This is a genomic window from Candidatus Pantoea edessiphila, from assembly GCF_002933355.1.
In the GTDB taxonomy this organism is placed as follows: Bacteria; Pseudomonadota; Gammaproteobacteria; order Enterobacterales; family Enterobacteriaceae; genus Pantoea_C; species Pantoea_C edessiphila.
The window spans coordinates 350,238-365,863 of record NZ_PDKU01000001.1 but is presented as its reverse complement, the minus strand read 5'-3'; the positions used below and the strand labels follow the sequence as shown (position 1 = coordinate 365,863).

General features: G+C 28.1%; 13 protein-coding genes. 5 read left to right on the top strand and 8 right to left on the bottom strand.

Annotation, left to right across the window (positions count from 1 at the left end; translation table 11 throughout):
- Positions 1–231: 231 nt before the first annotated feature.
- From murI to argC, 5 genes are all read right to left on the bottom strand, one after another.
- Positions 232–1,077, bottom strand: coding sequence for a glutamate racemase (murI, locus tag CRV10_RS01685; protein ID WP_158675173.1), 846 nt, complete (start codon positions 1,075–1,077; stop codon positions 232–234).
- A gap of 201 nt (positions 1,078–1,278) precedes the next feature.
- On the bottom strand, positions 1,279–2,655 hold the full coding sequence (argH, locus tag CRV10_RS01680) for an argininosuccinate lyase (RefSeq protein WP_136130087.1): 1,377 nt from the start codon (positions 2,653–2,655) through the stop codon (positions 1,279–1,281).
- A 57-nt stretch (positions 2,656–2,712) separates the two neighbouring features.
- On the bottom strand, positions 2,713–3,927 hold the full coding sequence (locus CRV10_RS01675) for an argininosuccinate synthase (RefSeq protein WP_136130086.1): 1,215 nt from the start codon (positions 3,925–3,927) through the stop codon (positions 2,713–2,715).
- A 23-nt stretch (positions 3,928–3,950) separates the two neighbouring features.
- The gene (gene argB, locus CRV10_RS01670; protein WP_199733833.1) at positions 3,951–4,724 is read right to left on the bottom strand and encodes an acetylglutamate kinase; all 774 of its coding nucleotides are present in this window, start codon (positions 4,722–4,724) and stop codon (positions 3,951–3,953) included.
- Between the two features lie 18 nt (positions 4,725–4,742).
- Complete coding sequence (gene argC / locus CRV10_RS01665; protein ID WP_136130084.1) at positions 4,743–5,744, bottom strand: N-acetyl-gamma-glutamyl-phosphate reductase; 1,002 nt, start codon at positions 5,742–5,744, stop codon at positions 4,743–4,745.
- Between the two features lie 83 nt (positions 5,745–5,827).
- Here argC and argE point away from each other — a divergent pair, with 83 nt between their 5' ends.
- The gene (gene argE, locus CRV10_RS01660) at positions 5,828–6,970 is read left to right on the top strand and encodes an acetylornithine deacetylase (protein WP_136130083.1); all 1,143 of its coding nucleotides are present in this window, start codon (positions 5,828–5,830) and stop codon (positions 6,968–6,970) included.
- A 46-nt stretch (positions 6,971–7,016) separates the two neighbouring features.
- On the opposite strand, the gene metF is transcribed toward argE, so the two are convergent.
- The 3 genes from metF to rpmE all read right to left on the bottom strand — a co-directional run bounded on the left by metF (position 7,017) and on the right by rpmE (position 9,656).
- Entirely contained in the window at positions 7,017–7,916 is a 900-nt protein-coding gene (gene metF, locus CRV10_RS01655) for a methylenetetrahydrofolate reductase (protein ID WP_136130082.1), read from the bottom strand.
- A gap of 202 nt (positions 7,917–8,118) precedes the next feature.
- Positions 8,119–9,312 (bottom strand): cystathionine gamma-synthase, encoded by a 1,194-nt coding sequence (metB, locus tag CRV10_RS01650; protein WP_136130081.1) that lies wholly within the window; start codon positions 9,310–9,312, stop codon positions 8,119–8,121.
- Positions 9,313–9,437: 125 nt separating this feature from the next.
- Positions 9,438–9,656, bottom strand: a complete 219-nt coding sequence (gene rpmE / locus CRV10_RS01645; protein WP_136130080.1) for a 50S ribosomal protein L31 — start codon at positions 9,654–9,656, stop codon at positions 9,438–9,440.
- A gap of 158 nt (positions 9,657–9,814) precedes the next feature.
- On the opposite strand from rpmE, the gene priA reads away from it, so the two are divergent.
- From priA to CRV10_RS01625, 4 genes are all read left to right on the top strand, one after another.
- Entirely contained in the window at positions 9,815–12,019 is a 2,205-nt protein-coding gene (priA, locus tag CRV10_RS01640; protein WP_136130079.1) for a primosomal protein N', read from the top strand.
- 554 nt (positions 12,020–12,573) lie between these two features.
- Positions 12,574–13,104 carry an ATP-dependent protease subunit HslV gene (hslV, locus tag CRV10_RS01635; protein WP_136130078.1) on the top strand — a complete coding sequence of 177 codons (531 nt, stop codon included), beginning with the start codon at positions 12,574–12,576 and terminating at the stop codon, positions 13,102–13,104.
- Positions 13,105–13,115: 11 nt separating this feature from the next.
- A complete protein-coding gene (gene hslU, locus CRV10_RS01630; protein ID WP_136130077.1) occupies positions 13,116–14,453 on the top strand; it encodes an HslU--HslV peptidase ATPase subunit in 1,338 nt (445 codons plus the stop codon).
- A 409-nt stretch (positions 14,454–14,862) separates the two neighbouring features.
- Positions 14,863–15,609 (top strand): FAD-binding oxidoreductase, encoded by a 747-nt coding sequence (locus tag CRV10_RS01625; protein ID WP_136130076.1) that lies wholly within the window; start codon positions 14,863–14,865, stop codon positions 15,607–15,609.
- The last annotated feature ends 17 nt before the right edge of the window (positions 15,610–15,626 follow it).

The window sequence follows — 15,626 nt, the reverse complement described above, 5'->3', positions numbered from 1 at the left end:
TGTTTCTACAGATTAAACTACGCAATAAATTACGTGTTTATTCGATAGATATTTATAGTCTTATGATTAAAAATCGTTGACACTAAATCTACGAATACCCACATAGATTGTCTGATAAATTTTTAAAGAGCAATAAAACTGTTATGATATCTCCATTTAGTTTATTAGTCAAGTCTTAACTTAATACCTGTTCTTGATTAATACATATCGTTTATTTATAATAAAAACGTATTATGTCAGTACAAGTTTTTTAAATACTGTAAAACCTAATCTTTTCAGCAATAAAGATATTTGTATTGCTTTGCTATTAATGCAAGTACAAAAAACTATGTTCTCTTCAGAAGATTTAGCTCTATGGAATTTATAATTTAATATCTGATTTATACGATATAAAATATCTTTATTAAAGTCAATTAAACATGTATTTTTTGGAAATATTTGTTGTAATTCATCACGAAGTGAAATAAAGTGAGTACAACCTAACACAATAGTATCTGGTATTTCTAATAGATTTAACCATGGTTTTATAACATAATGTATTTCTTCTAAAAAAATTTTTTTACCTATAAATTTCGATTCTGATATATTAACCAATCTATTAGAGCTTATAGTTATAATTTTGTATTTATTAGAATATTGTAGTATTAATTGACGTATGTAAGCACTTCTAATTGTATTACACGTTGCTAGCAATCCTACTATACCATTACGTGTTCTACTAATAGAACACTCTATAGCTGGTACTAAACCTATAATAGGAAAAATATAATGTTTACGTAACTTAATTAAAGATATTATACTAGCTGTGTTGCAAGCTATAATAGCTAGTGATATAGAATATTTACTTGAAATTTGTTTAAAAATATTAAAAATACGTTTAATTATAAATATTTCATGCTTGTTTCCGTAAGGGAAGCCAGCATTATCAAAAACATAAATATAATTAATATTAGGAAATTTTTTCTGTATTTCAGTATATATTGAAATACCACCAATGCCAGAATCTAAAATAAGTATAATAGGTTTCGATGAATTATATATTTTTTTTGTTGATATTTTATCTTGGATAAAATACATGTCTACTAATTCCATTAGTGTATATTAAACATATTTTAATTATGGTATTTATAAAGCGGATTATAAATTCATATATACAATTAATTTAATAAATATTAGACCAATTATTATTCAGTCTCATAGACGTTTACGATGTTATATGTTGTATAAAATACAATTTTTCAATTTAATAAAAAATAAACTAATCTATTATTGTAATATTTATTTCTTAATAGACTTTTTTGCATCTTTAATAGCATATGCAATTTGTAAAGATGATATACCACCTTTTGCATTACGTTTATCGAGACATGATCTTAAACTAAGAGTTGAATATATATCTTCTTCAATCTTAGGACTAAATTTTTTTAATTCATTTAAACTTAGATCTTGTAATGTTAAATTTTTATTAATTGCTTCTAATATTATCTTACCAGTTATACAATGTGCTGTGCGAAAAGGTATATCTTTAGATACAAGATAATCGGCTAATTCAGTTGCATTAATATAACTCTGATCTACAGATTCCCTACAACGCAATTTATTCACTTTTAATTTATTCAATACAAGAACTGACATATTAATGCATTCAATCCAAGTATCAATAGCACTAAACAGATATTCTTTATCCTCCTGCATGTCTTTGTTATAAGCTAGAGGTAAAGCTTTTAATGTCATCATCATTCCAACTAAAGCACCTTGTACTTTACCACACTTACCACGAATAAGTTCTAATATATCTGGATTTTTTTTCTGAGGCATAATCGATGAACCTGATGTTACTTCATCTGATAATTCAATAAAACCCAAATCACTACTATTAAAGAAAATCAAATCTTCAGCAAAACGAGATAAATGTATCATACCAATTGCAGCATTTGATATTAATTCTAATACATAATCTCTATCAGAAACAGAGTCTAAGCAATTGTTAGTAATATATTTAAATCCTAATAGCTGAGCTAATTTTGTTCTATCAATATCGTAAGCAGTTCCTGCTAGTGCACCACATCCTAATGGACTAACATCCGTACGTTTAAAAGTATCTTGTAAACGATTTTCGTCACGTGTTAACATTTCTAAATATGCTAAACACCAATATGCAAATGTTATTGGTTGTGCATGCTGTAGATGGGTATAACCGGGCATGATAGCATCTTGATTGTTTTCAGCAGTTATAATTAACTGTTTTTTTAATTCTATAATATTTTCTAATAAATTTCTAATAGTAATTTTACACCACAGTTTCAAATCTGTTGTTACCTGATCATTACGACTGCGACCAGTATGTAATTTTTTACCTAAATCACCTAATTTTTTAATTAATTGACTTTCAATCCAACTATGAACATCTTCAGCATTACTTGATAAAATTATTTCAGGATTAACGCGAATTTTGTTTAATAAAAAATTTAATTCCTTTTCTAACTGATTCTGCTCATGTTCATTTAAAACATTAATTTTTGTTAGTACTTTAGACCATGCAATGGAACTGATAATATCTTGCTCTACAAGTCGGTAATCAAAATGTAGTGAATCATTAAATTTTTTAAATTTTTGGTTTATTGATATGTTAAATCTTCCACCCCAAAGTGACATATATTGTTCTCCATATTAAAGATGAAAATAACAAAACTAAATAAAATAAAAAATTATTTATTTTGCTTTTTTAAGAGCACGGATTTTAGAGGATAGAGAAAACAACTTTATAAAACCATCCGCATGAGTATGGTCGTATACATCATCTTCCTCAAAAGTAGAATAATCTTTTGAATATAAAGTATTGACTGAAGTTTTTTGTATAGCAATTGCATTACCTTTATAAAGACTCATAACTACTTCACCAGTCAATTGTTCTGATAATACTTTTGCAGCTGCTTGTACAGATTCACGCAATGGAGTAAACCAACGACCATCATAAACTAAATAAGACATCTCATGACCTAGTTGTTCTCGCCATTTAAAACTCTCACGATCTAATACTAACTGTTCTAAAGCACGTAATGCTTTAAACATTATAGTTCCACCTGGTGTTTCATAACACCCTCTAGATTTTATACCTATTAAACGGTTTTCAATAATATCAATACGACCTATTCCATGTTTAGAACCAATAATATTTAGTGTTTTTAAACATTGAAGCGGACTTAATTCTTTTTTATTTATAGCTGTAATTTCACCTTTTTTAATATTTAACGTCACTTGTTCAGGTTCATTCGGTGCTTCTGATGGATCTGTAGTCCAAACCCAGCAATCCTTATTCGTTACATTATATGTATCTTCTAATAGTCCACCTTCAGTTGAAATATGCCAAGCATTTTCATCACGACTATATATTTTTTTAATAGATATATCATTAGGTATTCCTTTTTCTTTTAAATAATATATAAGAGATTCGCGAGAACGTAATTTCCATTCTCTCCATGGAGCTATGACTTTTAATTGTGGTGCTAAGGCAGCATAAGTAATTTCAAAACGTACTTGATCGTTGCCTTTACCTGTTGCTCCATGACATACAGCATCTGCATTTAATTTGATAGCTAAATCAATTTGTGCTTTAGCTATAATTGGTCTTGCCATAGATGTTCCCATAAGATAGTTTCCTTCGTAAATCGCACCTGTTTGTAATACAGGGTAGATATAGTTTTTAACGAAATCATCTTTTAAATCAACAATATAACAAGAAGATGCTCCAGATTGCATAGCTTTTGTTTCTATGTTATATAAAGAACTATAAGATTGACCAACATCAGCTACAAAAGCAATTATTTCACAAGAAGAATAGTTTTCCTTTAACCAAGGTATGATTACTGATGTATCAAGTCCACCAGAATAAGCCAGTACTATTTTTTTTATATTTTTATCTTTCATTTTTAACAATCCTTTCAAACGTATTAAGCAAAAACTTTAGTACCAACTAAACTTCCATTAAATAAATCAATTAATTGATCTGTTTGTTGCCAACTAGCTATATATACTGGATAATTTAAATTACGAGCAGCCTTTAATGCCGCTCTGGTTTTTATTGCCATACCATTACTAATAGTGTTGTTAGCAATTAATTTTTCTGCTTCATTTGTATTTAATACTTTAATTAAATTTCCTTTCTTATCTAGTATACCATTTACATCTGATAACAATATTAAATTACCTTCTACAGTTAGAGCTATAGCAGTTGCAGCTTCATCGGCATTAACATTAAGTAGACAGCCATGATCATCGATACCTATTGAACTAATTATTGGCATGTATCCATTATCAAATAAAATACGTAATAATAATTGTTTACCAGGAATAACACAACCTACATGTCCTAGTTCTTTGTTGATTTGTATTGCATCTACTATATTTCCATCACTCAGACATAGACCTATAGAATTGATTTTAAATTTTTTTGCCCAAGAAAGTAATTTTTTATTTGCAATTCCCGCTAAAGCAGCAATAACAATATCAATTTGATCAGTATTAGTAATACGTAAGCCATTTTTTTTAGTTGTAGTTAACGATAGTTTATTCATTAAATTATCTATTATGCAACCACCACCATGAACAATGATTATTGCACGATTATAAATTTTAAGATAATTTGATAATGTTTTAAATAAACCATTTAATGCGATTTCTTTTTCTAAAATATTTCCACCTAATTTAATAACTAACGGATTAATCATAGTAATTTATTTTATTTATATAATTGATTGAGTTTCAGGAAAATCAAAACGAATATTCATACACTGTACTGCTTGAGATGCTGCTCCTTTTAATAAGTTATCTTCTGCACCAATAACAATTAGATGATTATTATTTACTGCAAAACCAATGTCGCAATAAGGTAAATTTATTACGGATTTTAATGATGGAAACCCTTGTTGATATAATCTGACAAATGGCTTAGTATGATATGCTTTATTAAATGCATCAGCAATATTTTTATTAGTTACCCCTTTTTTTAATAAGCACGTAATAGTAGCTAAAATACCACGAGAGAAATTACCAATGTGTGGAATAAAAATTACAGGAATACCTAAATGTATAACAATTTCCATATGATGACGATGATTAAAAATTCCATAAGGTTCTAAACTAATTTCACAAAAATGAGTTTTTATGTTGGCTTTACGCCCTGCTCCACTAACTCCACTAATAGCGTTAATTACTGGATATTGAGCTGTATTTATTAAACCTTCATTAATTAATGGTTTTAATGCTAATTGTGATACTGTTGGATAACAGCCTGGTATTGCAATTAGTTGTGCTTTTTTAATTTTCTCACATTGAAATTCAGCTAAACCATAGACTGCTTTTTCTAAAAAAGCACCATGTTTATGTTGCAATCCATAAAAATTTTTATAAAAATTTTTATCTTTAACACGAAAAGCTCCTGAAAGATCGAAAACTACACAGCCAGTTTTAAGAAATTTTGGAGCTAATTCATAACTTATTTCATGAGAAGTAGCTAGAAATACTATCTCTATTTTATCTTTTCCAGCTAGACTATTAACGCTTTGTAATGGTAAATCTATAATATTTTTCATTCTGGGGTGAACTTCAGATAAAGGTTTTCCAATATCTGAACTATATTGTGAAACTAATAAACCAACTATATTTATATTTGGATGACGGCTTAAAATGTTTACTAACTCTACGCCAGCATATCCGCTAGCACCAATAATTACAGTATTTAACATAATAAAAATAGCTACCTAAAGTTAATATATTTTACCTAATAAAAGATATTATTATTATAATTTAATTTTAAGGAACACTAATAATGGAAGTACAATCATCTTTTTTTATTGAATGTTATCGAAAATTAATATCAATACCATCAATAAGTGCAATTGATCCTGCTTTAGATCATAGTAATGAAATTTTAATTAATGTATTAGCTAACTGGTTTAATGATATTGGTTTTAAAGTGGAATTATATTCCATCCCAAATACACGCAATAAATTTAATTTACTGGCAAAAACAGGAAATGGTTCAGGTGGTTTAATGTTATCAGGTCATACTGATACTGTACCATTTGATTCAAGTGCTTGGCAATATGATCCATTTGTTTTAACAGAAAACAATAATAGACTATATGGTTTAGGAACCGCGGACATGAAAGGTTTTTTTGCATTCGTTATTAGTGTTTTACATAATATGAACATAAAAAAGTTAAAAAAACCTCTTTATATTTTAGCTACCGCTGATGAAGAAACAACAATGATAGGAGCTAAAAGTTTTTCGCAAAAAAGTCAATTACGTCCAGATATTGCCATAATCGGAGAGCCAACTTCTCTTAAAATAATTAATGCACATAGAGGCTATATTTCTAATATAATTCGTACTAAAGGTGATGTAGGTCACTCAAGCAATCTACTTAATGGTATTAATGCAATTGAGTTAATGCAAAAAGCAATACATCATTTAATGAAATTAAGAAATCAACATGATAAAGAACATTATGGTCTAAAACATTCTGACTTAATTATTAATTTTGGTCATATTAAAGGTGGAGATGTAGTAAATCGTGTTTGCTCTGATTGCGAATTACATATGGACATACGTTTTTTACCTAATACTACTATTAATAATGTTAATGATATGATTAATCAAATATTACTACCTATAAAAAATAATTGGCCAAATCGAATAATTGTCGAGGAATTATATCCGCCAATTCCAGCATATCAATGTAATAATAACAATTTGTTTATTAAAAAAATTAAAAAAATCTTAAACAAGAAAACAGAGATGGTACATTATTGTACAGAAGCTCCATTTATACAACAATTATGTCCAACATTAGTGTTTGGTCCCGGTTCAATAAATCAAGCACATCAACCCAACGAATTTATAAATATGTCCTATATAAAACCTACTCATGATAGTATTTATAAAATTATTCATTACTTTTGTAATTAATCAATATAGTTAAATTATCAAATAATTTTTGTTATTATTCTAATTATTATAACTTATCAGGTTTTATCCCTAATGCATGACAGATCGAATAGCTCATTTCATACCTATTTAAAGTATAAAAATGAAAATCCTTAACACCTTCATTAGATAAAATTTCTACCATATCCATTGCTATATGAGCACCTATCATTTTACATGTTTCATAATCATTATCTAAACCATTAAATAATTCATACATCCATAGAGGAATATGCACTTTACTAATTTCTGCAAAGTGTTTTAATTGTCTAAAATTTGAAATAGGTAAAATGCCGGGCACAATTTCAACATCAATACCAATAGCTACACAACGATCTCTAAAACGTAAATAATTGTCTACATTAAAAAAAAATTGAGTTATTGCACGATTCGCACCAGCATCAATTTTACACTTTAAATTAATTAAGTCTGATTGTGCGCTTTTAGCTTCAGGATGTACTTCAGGATAAGCTGCTACAGAAATATCAAAATCACCTACTTCTTTTAATAAAGATATTAAATCATAACAATACATTTCTGGTTTAAAATTACCATTCTGCTTAGGTAAGTCACCTCTTAATGCTATAATTTTACAAACACCATTATTCCAATATTTATGTGCTAGGCTACGTAACTCGTTACGTGTAGCATTGATACATGTAAGGTGAGGAACAGCTTCTAATCCAGTAATATCTTTGATTTTTTTAGTAATATTATAAGTAAGTTTTCTTGTCCCTGAATTAGTACCATATGTAACTGATACAAATCTAGGTTTCAATTTACTAAGAAAATCTATAGAATTCCATAAAATTTTTTCCATTATCTTATTGCGAGGAGGAAAGAATTCAAATGATATATTAAATTTTTCATTATAATTCAACCAATTTTGATTAAGTTTTTTATATTGATTAGTATAATAGATACCCATCTTATTTGCCTTATAAACGATATCAATAAGTTACAGGTGTACTAATCCAGATTTACTTATATTAATTAGTTATACTTACCTATAATTTACCATTATATTTAAAGTTTTAAGTAAAAAATTCTAAAATAATTACGAGTAATTACTTAATATTCATTGAATTTAATTATCTATTTAAAAACATAATACCTTAAATATTTTATTATTATATTTTATTGCCAATGGTTAAATTATATTCAGCACATTGAGAAGCAGTTTTAAATCCATTATCTAAATCATTAATTAAATCTTCTTTGTCTTCAATACCTACTGAAATACGTAATAACATATCGGAAATTCCTGCTTTCATTTTAGCTTCAAAAGACATACTAGCATGTGTCATAGTAGAAGCATGACAAATTAAACTTTCTATACCACCTAATGATTCTGCTAAAGTAAACAATTTTAAAGATTTTAAAAATGTCTTTAATAATCGCTCATTACCATTAAGTTCTATACTGAGAATTGCTCCAAAACCTCGTTGTTGTTTAATTGCATATTTATATCCAACATTTTCTTTTAATGAAGGATGATATATTTTTTTTACTAATGGTTGTGTTTTTAAATATTTAATAATTGCTATAGCATTATTTTGAGCTATCTTAACTCTAGGTAATAAAGTACGTAAACTACGCAATAATAAATAACTATCAAAAGCTGCAGCAGTAATGCCAATGTTATTAGCCCACCATGCCAATCTTGATATTAAATCTGTATTTTTCCCAATTACTATACCAGCTAAAACATCGGAATGACCACTAATATACTTAGTACATGAATGAACCACCAGATCAGCTCCTAACAGCAAAGGATTTTGTAACACTGGAGTCATAAATGTATTATCTACTACACTTATAGCTCCGGCTTTGCTAGCTAATTCACAAATCATTGAAATATCTACAACTCTTAATAAAGGATTACTTGGTGTTTCGATAAATATCATTTTTGGTTTTTCATTTAAAGCTTCTTGAAGCTCCAATTTATCAATTTGATTAATAAACTTTACATTGTATGATTTTTTTTGAGCCATACTACAAAACAAACGATAACTACCACCATAACAGTCATGTGGTGCTATTAATAAAGATCCTGGTGTAAGAAACACTGTTGTTATCAAATGAATTGCCGACATACCAGTATTGGTTAATACTGCACCATTACCACTTTCCAATTCAGATATAGTTTGTTGTACTATATCTCTTGTTGGATTACTACGACGTGAGTAATCATGAATTCGTGGTTGTTTAAATCCTCTAAAGCTATAAGTACTAGAGAGACAAATGGGCGGAACTACACAACCATATTGTTTATCATCATTTAAACCGCTATGAACTGCAATTGTTGCTTGTTTAAATTTCATAATACTCTCCTGAGATTTAAAAATTATTAGAAGAATTTAAATATATTTAACTTAAATAAGTTAAGCAGTTGTATATAATTAATGATATATTTAAAATGAATACTCTAGCACATCAATGATTAGAATTATTTATTGTTTGATGAAATTAAAGTAAATCTTTTATTGAACCGATCAACTCTACCTCTAGTAGATACATCTCGTTGTTTACCTGTATAAAAAGGATGGCATTGGTTACATACATCTAAATTCAATTTCTGTATCAGAGTAGATCGAATTTTAATTACATTACCACAAGTACAATTTGCGGTAATTAACTCATATTTAGGATGAATATTTTGTTTCATATATAAGCCTCATATTCTAAAAATCAATATTTTATTACTTAAATTTATATAAAATACTATTTGTAATATTTATTCTTTTATAATTTTATCTATCAGTTACTACTTTATATAATTAAATATATAAATTTCATATTTATGTTATTTATCCAAGGATTAATATGTCTATCATTCAAGTTGCTTTGCCTATTCCATTAAATCGTTTATTTAATTATATCTATCCAAAAGATAACAAACCAATTATCGGTGGACGTGTAATTGTACCTTTTGGTACAAGAAAAATGATTGGTATTATTGTATCACTATATGAAACACACGATTGTCATCTCCAAAAGAAAAAATTGAAGGAAATTGAAAAGATTTTAGATAAAGAATCTATATTTACAAAATCTTTATGGAATATCTTAAAGTGGGCTGCAAATTATTACCATTGTCCTTTAGGAGAAGTTTTAATGAATTCTATTCCTATTTTGCTACGTCAAGGAAAATCAACATGTTATAAGCCAAAATCAATATGGCAAATTACTGAAAAGGGTCGTTCAATTGGAATTGAAAGTCTTAAAAATGCACCAAAACAACAAAAAGCCTTAATTTTATTACGTCAAATATCATTAGTATCTGACAAGATTAACAAATATAATATAACTAATTCAGTGATGCAAGCCTTAAATAATAAAGGCCTTTGTAAGCTTATAGAAAATGAATTACCAGTTAACAACAATTGGTATAATCATATTACTATTATAGGTGCGAAACCAAAATTAAACAAAGATCAGGTTATAGCTGTTAATTCTATAAAAAAAGAAGATAATCACTATACAGCTTGGTTACTAGCTGGTATAACAAGTTCTGGGAAAACTGAAGTATACCTTCAAATAGTGGAAAATATATTGACTCGTAGTCAACAAGCACTTATTTTAGTACCAGAAATTGGTTTAACAATTCAAATAATTAATATTTTTCGTAAACGTTTTAACGTTCCTATTGATTTAGTACATTCATCTCTAAACAATCAAGAAAGACTCAATGTATGGCTAAGAGCTAGACGGGGTGAAAGTGCTATCATAATTGGAACTAGATCAGCATTATTTACTCCATTAGCTAGACCAGGCATCATTATTATTGATGAAGAGCATGATAATTCATATAAACAACAAGACGGTTGGAGATATCAAGCACGTGATTTAGCAGTATATAGAGCTTATAAAGAAAACATACCAATAGTAATGGGATCAGCAACACCTGCATTGGAAACATTATATAATGTTTTTAAAGGTAAATATCGTCAATTGAACTTAATGAACAAAACCGGTAATACTAATTTATTATTACAACAAGTAATAGATTTGAAAGGATTATCATTAATTGGGGGACTATCACCAATTCTGATTCAGAAAATCCGTAGCCATATATGCGCTAAAAATCAAGTTTTGTTGTTCTTAAATCGCAGAGGTTTTTCACCTATATTACTATGTCACGAATGCAGTTGGATTGCAGAATGTAATAATTGTGAACATCATTACACATTACATCAATATAAACGTCAATTGATATGTCATTATTGTAATAATAAAAAACTAATACCTAGTGAATGTCCTGAATGTAATTCAAAAAATTTAATACCAGTCGGAATAGGTACTGAACAAATTGAATACAAACTAAATAAATTATTTCCTGATATAAAAATATTGCGTATAGATCATGATACTACTAGAAATCAAAACACATTTAGAGAATATATAGATAATATAAATTGTGGAGGACCGTGTATTTTAATAGGAACCCAAATGATTACGAAAGGCTACCATTTTCCAGATGTAACATTAGTATCTTTATTAAATGTAGATGGAGCACTATTTTCATCTGATTTTAGAGCTACTGAACGTTTTGCTCAACTGTATGTTCAAGTTTCTGGAAGAGCAGGACGTGCTAAAAAACAAGGAGAGGTATTGTTACAAACGTATTATCCTAATCATCCTCTATTAAAAATTTTATTAAATAAGGGATATTTTGCTTTTGCAGAAAAGACATTATTAGAAAGAAAGTCGGTATTATTACCACCATGGACTAATCATGTTTTGTTCCGTGCTGAAGATACCGATTGTAATAAAGTGGTAAAATTGCTTCAAAAATTACGTAATTACTTAGAAAATAGTATCTTAAATGATAAATTTATATGGTTTATGGGACCATTACCTTCTTTACAACCGAAAAAAAATAAGCGTTGGCGTTGGCATCTTTTAATTCAACACCCTTCACGTAAATCCTTACAGGAATTAATTAATAAGTTTTTGCCAATAATTGATAAAATACCAGAAGCACGTAAAGTTAAATTAATTCTAGATGTAGATCCAATTGAGTCTTAAGTATTGTTATAAAATATATATTTTATTTATGAGATTAATTCAAATTTACTAAAATTTTTATTAAAATAAGTTAATTACGATGCTATAATTAAATTAATTTTTTGAGTTTGCAATTTATTATATATATAATTATCTTATGATAAATAAAATTTTTACATAATCATCAATATGAATAATTATTTATAACATTTATACATTATTGCTATTTAATTATAGAATATATGCAGTAAATATTAATTATACTTTATTAAAATAATTGATTATAATATAATACTACATGTTAAATATTAAACGTATATTAAAATATCAATTAAAGATTGAATTTAATTATATAATTAATGCATTATTCGATTATAAAAATTAAGATAATAATAAAATAGTAAAAAAGATATATTATAGTATTCCCTTTAATAATTATTGTAATTTACTTATAGTTCTGAAAATCATATGTTATTAGGGACTTGAAACCCATTAAACTTACCCCATATTTTTTTGCATAACGCTCTGTGCCTTGCAGTCGGAGCCCTTCTCGAACGTAACAAGGAAATCCATCTGTGACAACAATAGTAAGTGTGCGACGTAACAGCCAAGTAGTAATTGGTGGTGACGGTCAAGCTACTCTTGGAAATACTATAATGAAAAGCAATGTTAAAAAAGTACGTCGTCTTTATAATGATAAAGTGATTGCTGGATTTGCAGGTAGCACTGCAGATGCTTTTAATTTGTTTGAGTTATTTGAACGAAAACTAGAAACTTATCAAGGTCATTTAGTTAAAGCAGCAGTTGAATTGGCAAAAGATTGGCGTACTGATCGTATATTACGCCGTCTCGAAGCTATGTTAGTAGTAGCAGGTGAATCGGCTTCTCTGATTATCAGTGGTAATGGAGATGTAATACAACCAGAAAATGACTTAATTGCTATCGGTTCTGGAGGTGCATTTGCACAGGCTGCAGCACGTGCATTATTAGAAAATACTGAATTAGATGCACGTAATATAGTTGAAAAAGCACTTAAGATAGCTGGTGATATCTGTATATATACTAATCATAACGTTAATTTAGAAGAATTACCGCTAAAGGCGTAAGGATTTTAATTATGTCCGAGATGACTCCTCGTGAAATTGTAAAAGAATTGAACCGTTTTATAATAGGTCAAGATAGCGCTAAAAAAGCTGTTGCTATTGCGCTACGTAATAGATGGAGACGTATGCAACTTAATGAAGAATTACGTCATGAAGTAACACCTAAAAACATTCTAATGATTGGACCAACTGGTGTAGGAAAAACTGAAATAGCACGCCGATTAGCAAAATTAGCGAATGCACCTTTTATTAAAGTTGAAGCAACAAAATTTACAGAAGTAGGTTATGTAGGCAAAGAAGTTGATTCTATTATTCGTGATTTAACTGATTCGGCAGTTAAAATGGTACGTAGTCAAGCTATAGAAAAAAATAAATATCGTGCTGAAGAAATGGCTGAAGAACGTATTTTAGATGTATTAGTACCACCTATGAAAAACAACTGGGGTCAACAAGAAGATCATAAAAAGGAATCTTCTGCAACAAGACAATCTTTTAGAAAAAAATTACGTGAAGGTCAGTTAGCTGATAAAGAAATTGAAATTGATTTGGCAGTCGCATCTTTAGGCATAGAAATTATGGCACCTCCAGGTATGGAAGAAATGACAAACCAATTACAATCTATATTTCAAAATTTAGGATTTCAGAAACAAAAATCTAGGAAGCTAAAAATAAAAGAAGCTATAAAACTGTTGATTGAAGAAGAAGTTTCTAAACTAGTAAACCCAGAAGAAATAAAACAAGATGCTATTGAAGCTGTAGAACAACATGGTATAGTTTTCATTGATGAAATAGATAAAATTTGCAAATACGGTGGTCAAGTTGGAGGACCAGATGTATCTCGAGAAGGTGTACAACGTGATCTTTTACCTTTAGTTGAAGGATGTACTATATCTACTAAACATGGAATGGTCAAAACCGACCATATTTTATTTATCGCTTCAGGTGCTTTTCAGGTTGCAAATCCTTCTGATCTTATTCCTGAACTTCAAGGACGATTACCAATTCGTGTGGAATTAAAAGCATTAACTGTTGATGATTTCAAACGAATACTTACTGAACCAAACGCTTCATTAACAATGCAATATAAAGCTCTGATCAATACTGAAGGTGTAAACATAGATTTTACTGAAGACAGTATATGTAAAATTGCAGAAGCTGCATGGCATGTTAATGAAACAACTGAAAATATTGGTGCTCGTCGTCTTCACACTGTTCTTGAACGTCTAATGGAAGATATTTCATATGATGCAAGTGATAGAAAAGGAGAATCAGTAATGATTGATGGAGATTATGTTGGCAAACATCTAGATCAATTAATAGGTGATGAAGATTTAAGTCGTTTTATATTATAAATATAAAATATACTTTTATCTTAATATGATATTTTTCCAGTTAGATTTTAGCTATATATAAAGTATAAAATTTTTTGAAAAATTATAATTTGTAAATTAAAGTTAATTTATTCAGATAAATTTTAAATCATCTGTCAACAAAAACATTTTAAGGTGGTATAATTATATTTTATGGTTTTAAATTATTGTAATTATTTATAACTAATACTACTAGTTAAATATAAGGATAAAAATCAATAAATTAATATAATAGATTTTAGATAATAGTTTTAATCAAATATATTACTTTTATGTTAGTGTATTTAATTGATTACTTGAAGAGTTGTTTTCTTTAAATCAATATCGTATTACAACATTATTAGTAATGTTTCATTTATATCCCGATAATAAAAATTTTAAAGGTTGAGATATGTCTGATTGGGTTGATGCTCGAGTTCACGAAATAAAAAATTGGACAGATGTTTTGTTCAGTCTTCGTATTAAAGCACCTATTGATTCTTTTATAGCAGGTCAATTTACTAAAATAGCCTTAGATTTAAATAGTAAACGTATACAGCGTGCTTATTCTTATGTAAATGCTCCGAACGATGAAATACTAGAGTTTTATTTAACTATGGTACCTGGAGGAAAATTAACTCCAAATTTACATAGACTAAAACCAGGTGAAAAACTTATGATAACAAAAAAGGCTTCAGGATCTTTTGTCTTAGATTCAATTCCTAAATGTAAAACGTTATGGATGTTATCAACTGGTACTGCTATTGGACCATATCTTTCAATTTTACAACATGGAAAAGATTTAGATCGTTTTGATAAAATCATTCTCGTTCATGCAGTAAGGTATTCTACAGATTTAAGTTTTTCAAATTTAATTAATAAATTAAAAGATAAATATGTTAAAAAATTACATTTTCAAACTATAGTAAGTCGAGAAAAGAACTATTATTCTCTATACGGTCATATACCTGATCTAATTAGCAACGGAGAATTAGAAAATGCAATCAAATTAACTATAGATTCTGATAGCAGCCATGTTATGTTATGTGGTAATCCTGGTATGGTAAACGATACTAAAAAATTATTAACAAATACCAGAGGTATGAGTATAAACTTAAAAGCAAGTCCTGGACATATAACTAGCGAAAATTATTGGTAAAAATTTTCTTTTATCAG

What these genes read in the sequence shown, in the direction of transcription:
- argC (WP_136130084.1), bottom strand. Translation starts at nt 5,744, where the DNA reads ATGTTAAATACTGTAATTATTGGTGCTAGCGGATATGCTGGCGTAGAG.
- CRV10_RS01675 (WP_136130086.1), bottom strand. Translation starts at nt 3,927, where the DNA reads ATGAAAGATAAAAATATAAAAAAAATAGTACTGGCTTATTCTGGTGGA.
- rpmE (WP_136130080.1), bottom strand. Translation starts at nt 9,656, where the DNA reads ATGAAACAAAATATTCATCCTAAATATGAGTTAATTACCGCAAATTGT.
- CRV10_RS01625 (WP_136130076.1), top strand. Translation starts at nt 14,863, where the DNA reads ATGTCTGATTGGGTTGATGCTCGAGTTCACGAAATAAAAAATTGGACA.
- metF (WP_136130082.1), bottom strand. Translation starts at nt 7,916, where the DNA reads ATGGGTATCTATTATACTAATCAATATAAAAAACTTAATCAAAATTGG.
- hslU (WP_136130077.1), top strand. Translation starts at nt 13,116, where the DNA reads ATGTCCGAGATGACTCCTCGTGAAATTGTAAAAGAATTGAACCGTTTT.
- metB (WP_136130081.1), bottom strand. Translation starts at nt 9,312, where the DNA reads ATGAAATTTAAACAAGCAACAATTGCAGTTCATAGCGGTTTAAATGAT.
- argH (WP_136130087.1), bottom strand. Translation starts at nt 2,655, where the DNA reads ATGTCACTTTGGGGTGGAAGATTTAACATATCAATAAACCAAAAATTT.
- priA (WP_136130079.1), top strand. Translation starts at nt 9,815, where the DNA reads ATGTCTATCATTCAAGTTGCTTTGCCTATTCCATTAAATCGTTTATTT.
- argE (WP_136130083.1), top strand. Translation starts at nt 5,828, where the DNA reads ATGGAAGTACAATCATCTTTTTTTATTGAATGTTATCGAAAATTAATA.
- murI (WP_158675173.1), bottom strand. Translation starts at nt 1,077, where the DNA reads ATGTATTTTATCCAAGATAAAATATCAACAAAAAAAATATATAATTCA.